Source organism: Bradyrhizobium sp. UFLA05-153 (assembly GCF_054185185.1).
This window is the reverse complement of record NZ_JBBIAM010000038.1, coordinates 26,038-42,905: the sequence shown is the minus strand read 5'-3', so window position 1 is coordinate 42,905 and position 16,868 is coordinate 26,038. Positions and strand designations below refer to the sequence as shown.

The 16,868-nt window shown below is 63.8% G+C and carries 14 protein-coding genes; 9 read left to right on the top strand and 5 right to left on the bottom strand.

Annotation, left to right across the window (positions count from 1 at the left end):
• Positions 1 to 86 precede the first annotated feature (86 nt).
• The 6 genes from Q2941_RS22770 to Q2941_RS22745 all read left to right on the top strand — a co-directional run bounded on the left by Q2941_RS22770 (position 87) and on the right by Q2941_RS22745 (position 8,312).
• Complete coding sequence (locus tag Q2941_RS22770) at positions 87 to 2,351, top strand: marine proteobacterial sortase target protein (RefSeq protein ID WP_458193792.1); 2,265 nt, start codon at positions 87 to 89, stop codon at positions 2,349 to 2,351.
• A 192-nt stretch (positions 2,352 to 2,543) separates the two neighbouring features.
• A complete protein-coding gene (locus Q2941_RS22765) occupies positions 2,544 to 3,113 on the top strand; it encodes a class GN sortase (protein WP_458193791.1) in 570 nt (189 codons plus the stop codon).
• Positions 3,114 to 3,183: 70 nt separating this feature from the next.
• Positions 3,184 to 3,900 carry a DUF1614 domain-containing protein gene (locus Q2941_RS22760; protein ID WP_458193790.1) on the top strand — a complete coding sequence of 239 codons (717 nt, stop codon included), beginning with the start codon at positions 3,184 to 3,186 and terminating at the stop codon, positions 3,898 to 3,900.
• Between the two features lie 176 nt (positions 3,901 to 4,076).
• Positions 4,077 to 5,069, top strand: coding sequence for a glycosyltransferase family 2 protein (locus Q2941_RS22755; RefSeq protein ID WP_458193789.1), 993 nt, complete (start codon positions 4,077 to 4,079; stop codon positions 5,067 to 5,069).
• A 122-nt stretch (positions 5,070 to 5,191) separates the two neighbouring features.
• The gene (locus Q2941_RS22750; protein WP_458193788.1) at positions 5,192 to 7,405 is read left to right on the top strand and encodes an acetate--CoA ligase family protein; all 2,214 of its coding nucleotides are present in this window, start codon (positions 5,192 to 5,194) and stop codon (positions 7,403 to 7,405) included.
• A gap of 85 nt (positions 7,406 to 7,490) precedes the next feature.
• A complete protein-coding gene (locus Q2941_RS22745) occupies positions 7,491 to 8,312 on the top strand; it encodes an MlaD family protein (protein ID WP_027521643.1) in 822 nt (273 codons plus the stop codon).
• 165 nt (positions 8,313 to 8,477) lie between these two features.
• Here Q2941_RS22745 and Q2941_RS22740 read toward each other — a convergent pair whose 3' ends face one another.
• Positions 8,478 to 9,980 (bottom strand): flavin-containing monooxygenase, encoded by a 1,503-nt coding sequence (locus Q2941_RS22740; protein WP_458193787.1) that lies wholly within the window; start codon positions 9,978 to 9,980, stop codon positions 8,478 to 8,480.
• Positions 9,981 to 10,099: 119 nt separating this feature from the next.
• Positions 10,100 to 10,861: a S1 family peptidase gene (locus tag Q2941_RS22735; RefSeq protein ID WP_027521645.1), complete on the bottom strand. Its 762-nt coding sequence runs from the start codon at positions 10,859 to 10,861 to the stop codon at positions 10,100 to 10,102.
• Between the two features lie 136 nt (positions 10,862 to 10,997).
• Here Q2941_RS22735 and Q2941_RS22730 point away from each other — a divergent pair, with 136 nt between their 5' ends.
• A complete protein-coding gene (locus tag Q2941_RS22730) occupies positions 10,998 to 11,633 on the top strand; it encodes an HAD-IA family hydrolase (protein WP_254109335.1) in 636 nt (211 codons plus the stop codon).
• A gap of 123 nt (positions 11,634 to 11,756) precedes the next feature.
• On the opposite strand, the gene mtnA is transcribed toward Q2941_RS22730, so the two are convergent.
• The 3 genes from mtnA to Q2941_RS22715 form a co-directional block, all read right to left on the bottom strand.
• Positions 11,757 to 12,866 (bottom strand): S-methyl-5-thioribose-1-phosphate isomerase, encoded by a 1,110-nt coding sequence (mtnA, locus tag Q2941_RS22725; protein WP_027521647.1) that lies wholly within the window; start codon positions 12,864 to 12,866, stop codon positions 11,757 to 11,759.
• 18 nt (positions 12,867 to 12,884) lie between these two features.
• The gene (locus Q2941_RS22720) at positions 12,885 to 13,760 is read right to left on the bottom strand and encodes an S-methyl-5'-thioadenosine phosphorylase (protein ID WP_027521648.1); all 876 of its coding nucleotides are present in this window, start codon (positions 13,758 to 13,760) and stop codon (positions 12,885 to 12,887) included.
• Between the two features lie 204 nt (positions 13,761 to 13,964).
• Complete coding sequence (locus tag Q2941_RS22715; protein WP_027521649.1) at positions 13,965 to 14,237, bottom strand: phosphopantetheine-binding protein; 273 nt, start codon at positions 14,235 to 14,237, stop codon at positions 13,965 to 13,967.
• Positions 14,238 to 14,575: 338 nt separating this feature from the next.
• Between Q2941_RS22715 and Q2941_RS22710 the strand changes: the two genes are divergently transcribed.
• Positions 14,576 to 15,796: an acyl-CoA dehydrogenase family protein gene (locus tag Q2941_RS22710; protein WP_458193785.1), complete on the top strand. Its 1,221-nt coding sequence runs from the start codon at positions 14,576 to 14,578 to the stop codon at positions 15,794 to 15,796.
• 68 nt (positions 15,797 to 15,864) lie between these two features.
• Positions 15,865 to 16,845, top strand: coding sequence for an amino acid--[acyl-carrier-protein] ligase (locus Q2941_RS22705; RefSeq protein WP_027521651.1), 981 nt, complete (start codon positions 15,865 to 15,867; stop codon positions 16,843 to 16,845).
• Positions 16,846 to 16,868: the final 23 nt, after the last annotated feature.

Here is a 16,868-nt window from a genome sequence, read left to right as displayed (position 1 = left end):
CGAACATTGCCGATCATTCTGCTCGCGAAATCAGGGCTCCGAGGCCGAAATAGAGGCCAGCCAAACGTGCTTCGGGAGCAGATGAGATGAGCATTTATGACGAGACCGACAGTGACGAGCACCCCTTGCTGCGAAAGCTGATCAATCTGGGGCTGTTTCTGCTGGCGCAGGGCGTTGCCGTGATCCTGATCGCCTTCGTGGCCCTGCTCGTGAGCTTCGTGCCGAGCTGGTCGGCCACGTCAGAGCAGGCAAGCCTGCTGCAGCCCGGCGAGACCCGCTCGGGGACGCTGTTTCTGAAGGACGACGGCGCCACCACGGAGGCCGTCCGACTCGGCATCGACGTCGACATCACCGTCTCCGGCCCGACGCTGCGCGCCCGCGTCACGCAGGTGTTCAGGAATCCCTCGAAGAACTGGGTCGAGGCAACCTACGTGTATCCGATGGCCACCAACGGCGCGGTCGACACTCTGAAGATGGTAGTCGGCGACCGCGTCATCGTCGGCGACATCAAGGAACGGCAGCAGGCGCGCGTGATCTACGAGCAGGCGCGCCGGGACGGCCAGAAGGCCGCACTCACCGAACAGGAACGGCCGAACATCTTCACCAACTCGGTTGCCAATATCGGCCCGGGTGAAACCGTGCTGGTGCAGATCGAATATCAGGAGCCGGTGCACCAGTCCGGCAACGAATATTCGCTGCGCGTACCGCTCGTGGTCGGGCCGCGGTACAATCCGACGCCGATCGTGCAGAGCGTCGATTTCCGTCCCGACGGCTCTGGCTGGGGCGCGAGCAAGACCGACCCGGTGCCGGATCGTGACCGTGTCTCGCCGCCCGTGCTGGATCCCGCCAGGAATCCGCCGGTCAATCCGACCAGCATCACGGTTCGGCTCCAGGGCGGCTTCGCGCTCGGCGAGGTCAAGAGCCATCACCACGCCGTCAAGATCGAGAGCCCCGACAATGCAACGCGGATCGTTCGTCTTGCCGACGGGACCGTGCCCGCGGACCGCGATTTCGAGCTATCCTGGAAGCCCGCAGCCGAGAAAGCGCCCTCGGTCGGCCTGTTCCGCGAGCATGTCGGCGACGCCGATTACCTGCTTGCCTTCGTGACCCCGCCGTCGGTCGAGCAAGCGACGCAAAAACCGTTGCCGCGCGAAGTCGTGTTCGTGATCGACAATTCCGGCTCGATGGGCGGCACGTCGATCATCCAGGCCAAGGCGAGCCTCAACTACGCGCTCTCACGCCTCCAGCCGAATGATCGTTTCAACGTCATCCGCTTCGACGACACCATGGACGTGCTGTTCACGACGTCGGTGCCCGCCGATGCCGAGCATGTGCGGCAGGCAACCGCTTTCGTGGACGCGCTTCAGGCGCGTGGCGGCACCGAGATGGTGCCGGCGATGCGCGCCGCACTGACCGACAGTCTCGGCGACACCAGCATGGTCCGCCAGGTCGTATTCCTGACGGACGGCGCGATCGGCAACGAGCAGCAATTGTTCGAAACGATCACGGCGATGCGTGGCCGCTCGCGCGTCTTCATGGTGGGCATCGGCTCTGCGCCCAACACCTATCTGATGACCCGCGCCTCCGAGCTTGGACGCGGCGCCTTCACCCATATCGGTTCGGTCGAGCAGGTCGAGGAGCGCATGCGCGGCCTGTTCGCCAAGCTGGAAAATCCGGCCGTGACCGGCCTCTCCGCCAAGTTCTCGGATGCCTCGGCCGATATCACGCCGGCGATCATTCCCGATGTCTATCGCGACGAGCCGCTGGTGCTCGCGGCAAAGCTCGACAAGCTTGCGGGCTCGCTCGAGATCAAGGGGCGCGTCGGTGACCGGCCATGGTCGGTGACGCTGCCTCTGCAGAACGCCGCCGAGGGCAAGGGTCTGTCAAAGCTCTGGGCCAATCGCAAGATCGGTGACGCAGAGGTCGCGCGCACCATGCGCGAGATGAGCCCCGACGATGCCGACAAGACCATCTTGCGACTGGCGCTGGAGCACCAGATCGTCACCCGGCTGACGAGCCTCGTCGCCATCGACAAGACGCCGAGCCGCCCCGAAGGCGAACCGCTCAAGCTCAGTGAGCTGCCGATCAACCTGCCGGCCGGCTGGGACTTCGAAAAGGTGTTCGGCGAACGGCCGCAGCAAGTGCCGACGCAGCTGAAGGAGCGTCATGCGGATGCGAGCACCCAGCCGACCGCGCGGCGCCCGACGCCTGCGGCCGCCGACACGATCCGCCTGCCGAAGACGGCCACCTCGGCCGAGTTGAAGATGACCGCAGGACTGATCGTGTTGTTGCTCAGCCTGGTCCTGTTCCTGTTCAACCGGCGTCAGCCCTTGCTCACTGACGCCGGGTGAAAGAGGAGGTCTCAGCCACCTTCTCTCCTTCAGCGCGCGCGGCTGCCCGTCACCCGCCCCAAACAGCCGCGCGCGCCTTTTTTCTCAGCACCGTCATTGCGAGGAGCGAAGCGACGAAGCAATCCAGACTGCCGCCGCGGATGCAGTCTGGATTGCTTCGCTCCGCTCGCAATGACGAGAGAGTGAACACTCATGCGCCGCATCATCTCCTCCCTTATCCTGGCCCTCGTCGGCGTCATCCTGTTCGGCGACGGCGCCTATATCCACGCCAAGGCATGGCTGGCGCAGGTGCTGCTGGAGCGCGCGTTCACCAAGAGCATCGCAAGCGGTCAACCGACCAAGCCGTGGTCATGGGCGGATACGTGGCCGGTGGCACGGATCGAGGTGAAGCGGATCGGCGCCAGCGCCATCGTGCTCGCCGGCAGCAGCGGCCAGGCGCTCGCCTTCGGTCCCGGACATGTCGAACAGACCGCAGATGCCGGCGAGCGCGGCGTCGCCGTCTACGCGGCGCATCGCGACACGCATTTCCGTTTCCTGCAAGATGTTGTCGTTGGTGACGAGATCGAGCTCACGCGCAGCGACGGCAAGCGCTTCCACTACCGGGCCGACGCCTCGGCCGTGGTGCGCTTCGACGCTTCGGGTATCGATCCCAATACACAAGGCTACGAGCTCGTGCTGTCGACCTGCTGGCCGTTCGACGCGCTCACCTCAGGCCCGGACCGCTACATCCTGCACGCGACGCTGATTGGAACCGGCAGCTAGGTTTGTCATCGCCGCCGTCCCGTGAGATGCTGGCAGCAGGCATACTACTTCCAGATCCAGCCGTGTGACCATGCATTCACAAGTTCAGTACCTGCCGATCACACTGGGCCTGTTTTCTATCCTGGTACTGCTGTTCGCGGGGCTGATCATCCTGATCCAGCTCCGCATCCTGCGCTATGCCTATATGAAGCTTGGCGTCGGCCCGGGAGTTGCGCTGCTGCTGTTGTTCGGCTCGCTGGTCGGCAGCTATTTCAACATCCCGATCACGGTGCTGCCGGGAAAGGCGGTGCGCTCGGGCGAGATCGTCGATTTCTTCGGCATGCGCTATGTGGTGCCGCTGGTGACGCAATGGCCGGGCACGGTGCTTGCGGTGAATGTCGGCGGCGCCGTGATCCCGACATTGATGTCGAGCTATCTCGTGCTCCGCTACCAGCTCTGGCTGAAAGCTGCGATCGCGGTGATCGCGATCGCCTTCGTCATCCACATGATGGCGACGCCGGTGCAGGGTGTCGGCATCGCGGTTCCTGTCTTCGCGCCGGTCGTAGCCACGGCGATCCTGGCCTTCCTGCTGTCGCGCGAATATGCCGCGCCGCTCGCCTATATCGGCGGCTCGATGGGCACCCTGATCGGCGCCGATCTGCTCAACCTCGACAAGATCGGCAGTCTCGGCGCCCCCGTCGCTTCGATCGGCGGTGCCGGCACGTTCGACGGCATCTTCCTGACCGGCATCCTGGCCGTGCTGCTGGCCGGCATCGCCTCGCCCTCAAGACCCAGGGAGGTCTGGTGAGAGCTTCTCATGTTGCGCACAATTAACGATGGCTTCTAACCATGGCTTCCGGCACTCCGTTTTGAGCGAGGAACTGAACTGGCGTCTCCGGCAGTAGACCTATAGAGAACGACTTGTGGCGAGCGGCTTCGCCGGGGCGATTTTTGATACTGCATTCCTGTTGCGGAACTTTATTGATGGACGACGAATTCAAGCAGAAGGTCTTGCAACAGCTCGATCAGATCGAAGGCCGTATCGCACTTCTGGAGAGAAACCAGCATCTCATCGCCGCGGGACAACGACGGGAGTCGCTGCGCAGTCTCTGGCGACGACCGCCGATGTGGACGTTCGAGCAATATCCGCCGCGCCTGCTCAACGCGAACGGCTTTCAGCCCGCGCCATCGGCGCCCGCGAACGCACCGCGCATCGCGATGGTGACGCCGAGCTACAATCACGTGCACTATCTCGACGCCACCATCGACAGCATCCTCAACCAGAACTATCCGAACCTACACTATCACGTGCAGGATGGCGCCTCGATCGACGGAACGGCTGAGCTGCTGAGCAGGCGCGGCAACGGCCTGAGCTGGTGCAGCGAGCCCGACAAGGGCCAGTCCAACGCCATCAATATCGGCTTTTCCGGCATCGACTGCGAGATCATGGCCTACCTCAACAGCGACGACATGCTGCTGCCCGGCACGCTCGCCTATGTCGCCAACTATTTCATGTCGCATCCGGACGTCGACATCGTCTATGGGCATCGCGTGTTCGTCGATCGCGACGGGCTGGAGGTCGGCCGGGCCGTGCTGCCGCCCTATCACGGCAAGACGCTCAGATATGCCGACTACATTCCGCAGGAGACCATGTTCTGGCGCAAGCGGGTGTGGGACAAGGTCGGGCCGATCGACGAAAGTTTCCATTTTGCGCTGGACTGGGACTTCATCCTTCGCGCGCAGGCGGCGGGCTTCAAATTCGTTCGACTGCCGCGCTTCTTATCGTGCTTCCGCATCCACGATGCGCAGAAGACCGCCGCCACCTATGCGGTGGGCGTCAAGGAGATGGGAATTCTGCGGCGGCGCGTGCTGGGCTTCGATCCGACGCAGGCCGAGATCCGCCGTGTCATCGCCCCCTATCTCGCGCTCCAGATCGCCTATCACTACGGCTACAAACTCGGTCTCCTGAAATACTGATTGAGGCAGGCCTATTCCGCGCGGCGGCATACGCGCCGCGCGGTTGCCACTCGTTCGAACTCACCCTACAAAAGCGGACGTGCCAACAAGAACGCACGCCAAGAAGAACAAGGTGAGGAACCATGGAAGCAAAGGTAACCGCTGCAACCGCCCTGCCATGGTCTCCAGCTCCCGATGTCAGCGACGTCGTGAAGGGTATCCACGCGATGCTGCATCCGCGCAACATCGTGCTGGTCGGCGCCACCGACAAGCCCGGCAACTACGCCGAGCGCATCTGGAACAACCTGATCAAGTACAGATTCGCAGGCTCGCTGTTTCCGATCAACGCGAAGCGCGAAACGATCTGGGGCGTGACCTGCTACAAGGATTTTGCAAGCCTTCCCGAAAGGCCCGATCACGTGCTGGTGCTGGTGCCGGCGCGCTTCGCCGTGCAGGTGATCCGCGACGCGGCCGCAGCCGGCGCGCGCTCGGCCACCATCGTCACCTCGGGCTTCAGCGAGTTGCAGGACGAGGAGAGCCAGAAACTCGCTAGCGAATTGCAGCAGGCGATACGCGAGACCGGGCTCGCCGTCACCGGGCCGAACTGCCTCGGCAACTTAAGCGCCGGCGAAAACCTCTTCACCAATATCGACGATCGCGTCGTCACCATGGACCAGGGCGCGGTGGCGATCGCCGGACAATCCGGGGCCATCGTGATGGCGATCCGCCAGGCGCTGGAGGATCGCGGCGTCGGCGTCGGCTACATGGTGACAACGGGCAACGAGGCCGGACTCGAGACACCGGACCTCATGCGCTATTTCGCCGAGGATCCGAGCATCCGCGTGATTGTCGTCTATCTCGAGGGCGTGCGCAACACCAAGGCGTTTCGCGATGCCTGCAAGGCGGCGCGTGCCGCCAGCAAACCGGTGATTGCGCTCAAGCTCGGCGCCTCCGAAGGCGGCCGGGCGGCGGCAATGGCGCATACCGGCGCGCTTGCGGGCTCCATCGAAACCTTCGACGCGATCGCAACGCGCGAGGGCGTGATACGGGTGCGCGGTCTCGACGAGCTGATCGAGACCACGGAATGCTTCGTGCACAGCACTGTGCCGAAAGGCAATCGCCTTGCGGCGGTGACGCTCTCGGGCGGCAAGCGCGGGCTCCTGATCGATGCCTTCTACGCGGCCGGGCTCGACTTTGCGCCGCTGAGCCCGCATGTCAGCGGCGAGCTCGCAAAGATGCTGGGTCCCGGCTCGATCGTCGGCAATCCGCTCGACGCCGGCTTTGCCGCAGTGGTCGATCCCTCCGTCTACATGAGATCGATCAAGCTGATGATCGATGATCCCGACATCGACATCGTCATCATCGACGCCGAGCTGCCGAAGGCGCCGCATGAGCAGCGCGAGCGTAACCTGCGCATCGTCAACGAGATGGCGAGCCAGGCTGCAAAGCCGGTAATCTACATCAGCGCGATGTCGATCGGATTCACCGATTTTACAAAAGCCTTGCGCAAATCGCTGCCGCATATCGCAGTGATGCAGGGCCTCGACCGCGCGGTGACCGCGATCAAGTCGCTGCTCGACTATGCAAAGCTCGCCAAGGAAGTGCCCGATGTCGTCGCAAGCTCGAAGCGCGCGGCGCGCGCCTTGCTGGAGAAGACGCTGAAGGCGGCGAACGGCGCCGCGCTCGATGAGGTCGCATCGAAGAAGCTGTTGAAGGCCTACGGCATCCCGATTTCCAAGGAAGGGATCGCGCAGACGCCGGCCGAGGCCGTGAAGATCGCCAAGCAGATCGGTTTCCCCGTGGTCGCCAAGGTCGTGAGCGCCGAGATCCTGCACAAGTCCGACATCGGCGGCGTCGTGCTCAATCTCAACAGCGCGAACGAGGTGAAGCAGGCGTTCAACGACATCACCGCGCGGGTCAAGAAGCTGAAGCGCAAGCCCAGGCTCGACGGCATCCTGATCGCTCAGCAGGTCAAGGCCGATCTCGAGCTCGTGGTCGGCGCCGCGCTCGACGCCGAGATGGGACCGGTGGTGCTGTTCGGCACCGGCGGCGTCGACATCGAGCTGATGAAGGACGTCGCGTTGGCCGGCGCGCCGCTCAATGCGGCGGAGGCACGGCAGTTGATCGGCCGCACCAAGGCTGGCGTCAAGATGCGCGGCTATCGCGGCAAGCCGAAGCTGGACGAGGCCTCCGTCGTGAAGGCCCTGGTCGGCCTCTCCAACCTGATCGCGGACGCCGGCGACCGGATCGCCTCGATCGACGTCAACCCCTTCCTGATCAATGCCAGGACCGGTGTCGCCGTAGACGCATTGATCGTCCTGAACAACGCGGCCGCCCGGCGCGCGGCCGGGCATTGATCGGCTTCCACTGGCCGCGCTTTGCCCATAAAATCGGCGCGCGGCTCCGCTTTCCTCGGCGGCGGGGCGCGGGTCGGAACGGATAATGGCGCGCAGACGTAATTTGATGATCGGAACCGTGACGCTGCTGGCGATCGCCGTGGCGTTCGGCGGGCTGCTTGGCGTGCAGAAATATCGCGCGGCCCAGAGCCGCAGCCAGCTGCGCGTGGTGTTCGAGGGCGGCTCGGCCAGCGGCCTACGCCGGGGCGGCCCGGTGAATTTCGACGGCGTGCCGGCCGGCCAGATCCTCTCGATCAAGCTCGACAATCCGCGCAAGATCGTCGCGCTCGTCATGCTCGATAACGCAGCGCCGATCCGCAAGGACACCGTGGCGGGCATCGAGTTCCAGGGCCTGACCGGCATCGCCGCGATCTCGCTGATCGGCGGCGCGCCCTCGGCACCGCCCGTGCCGCTGGATGAAGACGGCATTCCTGTGCTGACGGCCGATCTCAGCGACGCCGAGTCGATCGTCGAGACCCTGCACAATGTCGACCGCATGATCGTGAGCAACTCGGGCGCGATCAAGGACGGCCTGCGCACATTCGAAGACTATACCGCCGACCTCAAGGGCAAGGGCGAAGAGATCGACGCCGTGATGGGCAAGATCGACAAGGGCTTCGCGAGTTTCGACAATGCGGTCACGAAGATCGAAAACGTCGTACCCGGCTTCGCCGACGGCAAGGCCGACGAGCTGTTCGAGAAAGTGAAGGGACTGCGCGAGCTAGCCGACACCATGAAGAAGAAGTCGGCGAGCTTCATCGAGGACGGGCGCCGCACCCTCCTCGACATCAGCGAAGCCGCCAACAAGATGGCCGGCACGCCGGTAGCCCCTCGCCCGCCGCGCAAGCCGCAGCAGCAGAAGCAGTGACGCTACGCGTCGCCCCGGACAAGCGAGCAGAGCAAGCGCAGATCAACCCCAGGGCATGGTTTGGCGAAGACTCGCGGTTATTGGCACACGCCACGACTCTTCCCTGGGGTTGGGTCCAGGCCTTCGCCGGGACGACGGCAGAGTGTGGGGCTAGACGCACCTACCTCACCCGTAGACAAACGCCTTGTCGTCCAGATCCGTCCTCGGGATCTCGTCCTTCTCGGTCCAGTAATCCTGGCTGTGCTGCCATTCCGGCTTGTCGCCGCGCTTCGGCAGCAGGTCCATGTTGCGCATCATGTAGCCGGGGTTGAAGTTTTCCGGATCGATCCAGGGCAGGATCGGCATGTTGTGGTCTTCGGGGCGCAGCTTGACCTCGATCTTCTTGGCGCCCTTGTCCTTCATATGGCCGAGCAGCCGGCAGACGAAGTCGGCGACGAGATCGACGCGCAGCGTCCAGCTGGCGCGGAAATAGCCGAAGACCCAGACCATGTTCGGCACGCCCGTGAACATCATGCCGCGATAGGTGACCGTGCCGCCGAAGGCGAGCGGCTTGCCGTCGATTTCGAAGGCGATGTCGCCGAGCGCGGCGAGATTGAAGCCGGTCGCGGTGACGATGACGTCCGCCTCGAGCAGCTTGCCGGATTTGAGCTGGATGCCGTCCTCGACGAAGCATTCGATCTCGTCGGTGACGACCGAGGCCTTGCCGCTGGCGATGCCCTTGAACAGATCGGCATCGGGCACGAAGGCGATGCGCTGCCGCCACGGCCGATATGTCGGCGTAAAATGCGTCTCGACATCGTAGTCCGGACCGAGGATCGCGGAGATCTGCCCGATCAGCTCCTTCTTCACCTGGTCGGGCTTGGCGACACAGAGCTTCGTGAACGCGTCCTGCTCGAACAGGATTTTCCGCCGGACGATCTCGTGGATCCATTCCTCATCCACCTGAAGCCTGCGCAATTCCTCTGCGATCTCGATGGCGTTGCGGCCGATACGGAAATAGGTCGGAGAGCGCTGCAGCATGATGGCGTGCGCGCATTTGTCGGCGATATTCGGCAGCAGCGTCGCAGCGGTTGCACCCGAACCAATCACCACGACCTTCTTCTCGGTGAGATCGAGATCATCCGGCCAGTTCTGTGGATGGACGATGCTGCCCTTGAACCGGTCCATGCCCTTCCATTCCGGCGTATAACCTTCGGAATGGCGATAATAGCCCTGACACATCCAGAGGAAATTCGCGGTGAAGGTCTTGGCCTCGCCGGTATCGGTCGTTATCGCTTCGATGGTCCAGCGATTGGTTTCGCTCGACCAGCGTGCCGAATTGATCTTGTGCTTGTAGCGGATGTGCTTGCCGAGATCGTTCTCTTCGATCACGTCGTTCATATAGGCGAGGATCTCCTCGGCAGTCGCAATCGGCGGTCCGACCCAGGGCTTGAAGCGATAGCCGAAGGTGTGGAGATCGCTGTCGGACCGGATGCCGGGATAGCGGTGCGTGATCCAGGTGCCGCCGAAGCTGTCCTTGGTTTCCAGGATGACGAAGCTCGTGCCAGGAAGCTGCTTTGTCAGGTGATAGGCGCTGCCGATGCCGGAAATGCCGGCGCCGACGATCAGGACATCGAAATGTTCAGTGACTTGCTGCGTGGTGGGCTGAGTACGGACGGCGACATTCATTGTTGATTCTTTGCCTTTTGAGGCCGCCCTTGATCAGGCGACGCGTTTCCTCCGCGAGGGGTTCATGGTCGCCCGCCGCGCTTCCGCTTCAAAATGGCATAGATCAAATCGCAATCAAATCACAGCGCCGCACCCCAGCTCCGCGCTGTCTGCAGAATCCAGTCGCGGTAGAGCGTGAGCGGCGTGACGCCGGTCAAGCCGCCGCAGCCCGCGCTGCCATTCGGCCCCGTCGACCAGCTGATGACGCCGACGACGACGGGACCGTTCGGCTTGTCCTCGAACGCGGGACCGCCGGAATCGCCGGTGCAGGCGCCGATTCCGGCGCGAACGCCGTTGGTTACGGGGTCCACGAGCCTCATTTGCAGCGTACCGGGCTGGCCCGCCACGACGAGGCCCGCAACGCGCGTCATGCCGCCGCTCTTGCCGTCGCCAGGCACCGTGACGCCGACGCCTGCGATGGTGAAGCGGCCACCGACCACAATCGGAATTTGCGGCGCACCGATCTGCGATGTTGATTTTCCTTTGAGTGGAATTTCGAGTTGCAACAGCGCCACATCGGCGGTCGCGCGATGCGACTGCATGGCCTGCATGTTGAAGCTCGGATGGATCGCGACCGCACGCACGTTCTGCAATTGCGGTTTGCGGTCGGCGGCATAGTCGAGGATCTTGTACTCCGCACCGGGCTGCACGCAGTGTGCTGCGGTGAGCACCAGCCTCGCTGCGATCAGGCTGCCGGTGCAGAAATTGCCGCGCGATCCGACGATCGTGACGATGGAACGCGCGACGCCTTCGGATTGCGGCGTGCCGCCGCCGACGATGGCCTGGGCGGGTGCGGTGAAGAGCAGCGCCGCCGCTGCGAGCAGGATCGACGTCTTGTTCATGGGCTAGTGTGGTAGCCGCTGGGACGCCGTTAGCCAAGAGACGCTTAGAAGAGAGCCTTGAAAGAGATCCTTCGTGCTGGCCGTTGCGGCGGCAGCGTGCTAGCGGTTTTCACCTGATATCGACGAGGGCAGGACGGTGGCGATCGGGGCTGTGATCTTTGACTTTGGCGGCGTGTTGACGAGCTCACCCTTCGAGGCCTTCACGCGCTTCGAGCAGGAGCGCGGCCTGCCCGCCGACATCATCCGCCGCACCAATGCCGCCAATCATCTCGAAAACGCCTGGGCGAAGTTCGAGCGCGCCGAGGTCGACATCGAGACATTTGACCGGCTGTTCGCAGCGGAATCGCTTGCGCTGGGAGCGGAGGTGCGTGGTCGCGACGTGTTGCCGCTGTTGCAAGGCAATCTGCGGCCTGAGATGGTCGAGGCGTTGAAGCGGATCAAGGCGCGTTTCAAGACCGGCTGCATCACCAATAATCTTCCCGCCAACGCCATCGGCAGCATGACCGGCCGCACACTCTATGTCGCCGAGGTGATGGCGCTGTTCGATCACGTCATCGAGTCCGCCAAGATCGGCCTGCGCAAGCCGGATCCACGGATCTACAGCATGATGGTCGAGGCGCTGCAGGTCGATCCGAACGCTTGCGTCTATCTTGACGATCTCGGCGTCAATTTGAAGCCGGCGCGCGAGATGGGGATGACGACGATCAGGGTCGTAAGCGGCGCGCAGGCGATCGCGGAACTCGAGGCAGCCACGGGATTGAAGCTCGGCTAGTTCAACTCGTCATTGCGAGGAGCGGAGCGACGAAGCAATCCAGACTGTCTTCGCGGAGGGATTCTGGATTGCTTCGCTGCGCTCGCAATGACGAGATTGCGGCGGCCTCCTTCGTCAAGCGCTTTACTCCGCCGCAGTCGCAATCCGCTCCGGGAAGGCGGCGGCGAGCGAGGCGCGATCTGGTTTCAGCACGCCACGCTCCGTGATCAAGCCCGTCACCAGCCGCGCCGGCGTCACGTCGAAGCCATAGTTGGCGACCGGCGAACCCTCGGGCACGATCCGCACCGTCTCGAGCCGCCCGTCGGCGGTGCGGCCGGTCATGTCGGTGACCTCGATGGCGCTGCGCTGCTCGATCGGGATGTCGCGGATGCCGTCCTTGACCGCGAAATCGATCGTCGGCGACGGCAGCGCGACGTAGAACGGCACATTGTTGTCGTGCGCGGCGAGTGCCTTCAGGTAAGTGCCGATCTTGTTGCAGACGTCGCCATTGGCCGCGACGCGATCGGTGCCGACGATGGCAAGGTCGACCATGCCGTGCTGCATCAAGTGACCGCCGGTGTTATCGGGGATCACCGTGTGCGGCACGCCGTGGTGCCCGAGCTCCCAGGCGGTGATCGAGGCGCCCTGGTTGCGCGGACGGGTCTCGTCGACCCAGACATGGATCTTGATGCCGCGATCATGCGCCAGATAGATCGGCGCCGTCGCGGTGCCCCAGTCGACGGTAGCAAGCCAGCCGGCATTGCAATGGGTCAGCACGTTGATGGTGTCGCCTGGTTTCTTTCTCGCGGCAATGGCCTCGATCAGTTCGAGACCATTGCGGGCAATGCCCCGGTTGATCTCGACATCTTGCTCCAGAATTTCGTCGGCGCGCGCGTAAGCCGCTTCGGCGCGCTCCAGGGGATCGATCGGCGCGAGCGTGGCGCGCATCTCGTCGAGCGCCCATTTGAGATTGATGGCTGTGGGGCGCGCCACCACCAGCGTCTCGTAGGCGCGCATCAACCCTGCATCCGAACTATCCTCGCGCATGGCGAGCGCCATGCCGAATGCAGCCGTGGCGCCGATCAGCGGAGCACCACGCACCAGCATGGTGCGGATAGCGTCGGCCGCTTCCTCGCTCGTGGTGAGACGGGCGATGACGAATTCGTGCGGCAGCCGGCGCTGGTCGATGGCACCGACCGACCAGCCGTCGCGCTCGCGCCAGATGCTGCGATAATGCTTGCCGTCGACCTTCATGGCGTTCTGCCTTTCGTCCTATGCGCGGAGCACGCGTCCCGCCACGGCATCGAGCTTCCTGAGAAGTTCCGGATCACGCGCCTCGGGCGCGGTGATCAGCGCCGTGTCAAGCGCGCGGTCCGAGCCGATCGGGCACGGCTCATGCTCGCGCGGAAAATCCTTTGCCAGCCGCGCCACCAGGGCCTTGGCCTTGTCCGCGTTCGACGTCAGAACACGGATGATATCCTGAACGGTGACGGCGTCGTGATCGGGATGCCAGCAATCGAAGTCCGTCACCATGGCAACGGTGGCGTAGCAGATCTCCGCCTCGCGGGCGAGCTTGGCCTCGGGCATGTTGGTCATGCCGATCACGGAATAACCCAGCGTCTTGTAGGTCATGCTTTCCGCAAGCGTCGAGAATTGCGGCCCCTCCATGCAGACATAGGTGCCGCCGCGCGCGATTGCGATGCCTTCGGCTTCGGCGGCGGCCGCGAGATGGATACGCAGCCGCGGCGAGACCGGATGCGCCATCGACACATGCGCGACGCACCCCTTGCCGAAGAACGAACTCTCGCGCTTGTGAGTGCGGTCGACGAACTGATCGATGAGCACGAAGGTGCCGGGCGGCAGTTCCTCCTTGAAGGAACCGCAGGCCGACAGCGACACCAGGTCGGTAACACCGGCGCGCTTCAGGACGTCGATATTGGCACGATAGTTGATGTCGGAGGGCGACAGGCGGTGGCCCTTGTCATGCCGCGGCAGGAACACGATCGGCAGACCGGCGATGGTGCCGCGCCTGACTGGCGCCGACGGCTCGCCCCAGGGGCTTTCGATCACCTCTTCGTGCGCACTCTCGAGTCCCGGCAGGTCGTAGATGCCGGAGCCGCCGATGATGCCCAATACCGCCTGCGTCATGCCTGCTTCACCCCGTCCGCGATGTGCAACGTGGTTAAGCTATGCCAGTTTTCGGACCGATTTGGAACGGGGAGGCCGCCCGTTGAGGGCGTCATTCCGGGGCATCGCCTTAGCGACGAACCCGGAATCTCGAGATTCTCAGGTGCGCAATTGCGCACCATAGTTCGATGCTGCGCATCGCCCCGGAATGACGGGGGTCTTCGGCTACGCCGCCGTCGCCGGCTGCAACTGGCTCGCCACCATCCGATGCAGCGTATCGACCGACTGGAAATTCTCCGGCGTGATTTCGGATTGCGGGATGGTGAAGTCGAACTCGGCTTCGACGCCGAGCATCAGGTTGACCATGTCCATCGAGGTGAGGCCGATGTCGACGAGGCGCGCACCCGGCTTCACATCCGCGGCGAGCGAATTCTGTTCGAGGATGCCCTTCACCAGCTTGATGATGCGATCCCGCACATCGGTATCGAACGCCTGCATCTGCAATATCCCATCCTCTGATAAGGTCCGGAGCGCCGTCTACGATGGGCATGACCGGCCGATCCCGCAATGGGCGCGACTCTTAACTCGCGTTTCTTAGTAAACGATGACTCAGATTGACTAAAACTCGTGGCTTCCTTGCATTGTTAACGCGATCTCGGAAAGTCCGGTGGCGCAAAAAACCAGGTCTTAACTGCTCGTTCCGAATTAGGCCTTGTTTACCTTCAATTTCGTCGACGAATTTGAATTAAATCCGTAAGCCTCCAGGCCAAGCAAACATGGTCGGATGATCGTCACGGCGTGACCGATCTCGAACGACGAACCGGAGGCGAACCAGCATGAACGTGCGTGAAGCGGCCCTTCAACCTGTCGACGACGCTCAGGCAAGCTTTCTCGATCACAGCCCTTCTCTGGTGGAGCGCGCCGCGCGCATGGCGACGGTGGCCGCCGGCGAAGCCGAGAGCGTCGATCGCGACGGCCGCTTTCCCAACAAGGCATTCGACGCCGCGCGCGAACAAAAACTGCTCGGCGTGATGATCCCCGTCGAATTCGGCGGCTTCGGCGCCTCGATCTACGACGTCACCGACATCTGCTACACGCTCGGGCGCGCCTGCGCTTCGACCGCAATGATCTATGCGATGCATACGACGAAGGTCGCCTGCGTTATCAGACACGGCCACGGCATTCCCTGGATGGAAACCATGATGCGCCGGGTCGGCCGCGACCAGTGGCTGCTCGCCTCCTCCACCACCGAAGGCCAGAACGGCGGCAATATCCGCGCGAGCGCGGCCGCGGTCGATCATGAAGGTGACATGATCGCGTTGACGCGCGATGCCACCGTGATCTCCTACGGCGCGGAGGCCGACGGCCTCGTCACCATCGCGCGCCGCGCGGGTGATGCTGTCGCCTCCGACCAGGTGCTGCTGGCGCTCGCCAAGGACGATTATTCGCTGAAGCGGACGCTGGGCTGGGAAACGCTCGGCATGCGCGGCACCTGCTCGACCGGCTTCGAGCTGAGGGTCGACTGCCCCGCCGACCGCGTCTTCCCGGAATCCTATGACAAGATCCACGCACAGACGATGACGCCGTTCGCGCATCTGTGCTGGTCGTCGGCCTGGGCCGGCGTTGCGGCTGCCGCCGTGACGCGCGCGCAGGCATTCGTCCGCAAGGCGGCACGTGCCTCCGGCGGGCAGATGCCGCCGGCAGCGGCCCATTTCACCGCCGCGAAGATGTCGCTGGCAAAGCTCCGCGCGCTGATCGCCTCCAATATCGACGCCTTCGCCCATCACGAGCATGACGAGCGCGCGCTCGGCTCGCTCGATTTCCAGTCTTCGATCACGCTCCTCAAGGTGCAGGCCTCCGAGCTTGCGGTCGAGACCGTGATGCACGCGATGCGCACGACCGGCCTTGCCGGCTACCGCAACGACGGCGACTTCACCATGGGCCGCCACTTACGTGACGTGCTGTCCGCACCGATCATGATCAACAATGACCGCATCCTTGCCAACGCCGCGACCTCGACCTTGATGAGCGGCGTGCCGGCAAGCCTTCGCGACTGACAAGCCTTCGAGACCGACGAGCCTACGCGACCAACAAGAAGAATTGCAGATAACAGGAAGTTTTGGCCATGAACGTTGCCGTTCTCCCGACCTCGCCCGACACTGCGCCGCAAGCCATCGATCCGCTCGACCATCTCACCGACGTGCTGTTCCACCGCATGGGTTCGGACGGCGTCTACGCCCGCACCGCGCTCTATGAGGATGTCGTGGAGCGGCTCGCCGCGCTGATCACGCGGCACCGTGAGGCCGGCACCGAGGTGATGCGCTTTCCGCCGGTCATGAGCCGGGCGCAGCTGGAGAAATCCGGTTATCTCAAAAGCTTCCCGAACCTGCTCGGCTGCGTCTGCGGCCTGCATGGAACCGAGCGCGAGATCAACGCCGCCGTGAGCCGTTTCGACGCCGGCGGCGACTGGACCACATCGCTCTCGCCCGCCGATCTCGTGCTGTCACCGGCGGCCTGCTATCCCGTCTATCCGATCGCCGCGAGCCGCGGGCAGCTGCCGAAGGGCGGCCTGCGCTTCGACGTCGCCGCCGACTGCTTCCGCCGCGAGCCGTCGCGTCATCTCGACCGGTTGCAATCGTTCCGGATGCGCGAATATGTCTGCATCGGCAGCCCCGATGACGTTGCCGATTTCCGCGAGCGCTGGATGGTGCGCGCGCAGGCAATCGCACGTGATCTCGGTCTCACCTTCCGCGTCGACTATGCCAGCGATCCCTTCTTCGGCCGCGTCGGCCAGATGAAGGCGGTGAGCCAGAAGCAGCAGCAGCTCAAGTTCGAGCTGCTCATCCCGCTGCGCTCGGAAGAGCAGCCGACGGCCTGCATGAGCTTCAACTATCATCGCGAGCACTTCGGCACGACCTGGGGCATCCAGGACGCCAATGGCGAGCCCGCCCACACGGGCTGCGTCGCCTTCGGCATGGACCGCCTCGCCGTTGCGATGTTCCACACCCACGGCACCGATCTTTCCGCCTGGCCCGCCAAGGTGCGGGATATCCTGGGCCTGTCGCCGCATGTGGCGACTGACGCCCATGTCGAAGGCTGGCGCTAAGCGACGAGGCCGATCATTTCCAC

Bases quoted from the DNA above. Each gene is read 5' to 3' on its own strand.
- Q2941_RS22770 (WP_458193792.1), top strand. From the start codon at position 87: ATGAGCATTTATGACGAGACCGACAGTGACGAGCACCCCTTGCTGCGA.
- Q2941_RS22765 (WP_458193791.1), top strand. From the start codon at position 2,544: ATGCGCCGCATCATCTCCTCCCTTATCCTGGCCCTCGTCGGCGTCATC.
- Q2941_RS22760 (WP_458193790.1), top strand. From the start codon at position 3,184: ATGCATTCACAAGTTCAGTACCTGCCGATCACACTGGGCCTGTTTTCT.
- Q2941_RS22755 (WP_458193789.1), top strand. From the start codon at position 4,077: ATGGACGACGAATTCAAGCAGAAGGTCTTGCAACAGCTCGATCAGATC.
- Q2941_RS22750 (WP_458193788.1), top strand. From the start codon at position 5,192: ATGGAAGCAAAGGTAACCGCTGCAACCGCCCTGCCATGGTCTCCAGCT.
- Q2941_RS22745 (WP_027521643.1), top strand. From the start codon at position 7,491: ATGGCGCGCAGACGTAATTTGATGATCGGAACCGTGACGCTGCTGGCG.
- Q2941_RS22740 (WP_458193787.1), bottom strand. From the start codon at position 9,980: ATGAATGTCGCCGTCCGTACTCAGCCCACCACGCAGCAAGTCACTGAA.
- Q2941_RS22735 (WP_027521645.1), bottom strand. From the start codon at position 10,861: ATGAACAAGACGTCGATCCTGCTCGCAGCGGCGGCGCTGCTCTTCACC.
- mtnA (WP_027521647.1), bottom strand. From the start codon at position 12,866: ATGAAGGTCGACGGCAAGCATTATCGCAGCATCTGGCGCGAGCGCGAC.
- Q2941_RS22720 (WP_027521648.1), bottom strand. From the start codon at position 13,760: ATGACGCAGGCGGTATTGGGCATCATCGGCGGCTCCGGCATCTACGAC.
- Q2941_RS22715 (WP_027521649.1), bottom strand. From the start codon at position 14,237: ATGCAGGCGTTCGATACCGATGTGCGGGATCGCATCATCAAGCTGGTG.
- Q2941_RS22710 (WP_458193785.1), top strand. From the start codon at position 14,576: ATGAACGTGCGTGAAGCGGCCCTTCAACCTGTCGACGACGCTCAGGCA.
- Q2941_RS22705 (WP_027521651.1), top strand. From the start codon at position 15,865: ATGAACGTTGCCGTTCTCCCGACCTCGCCCGACACTGCGCCGCAAGCC.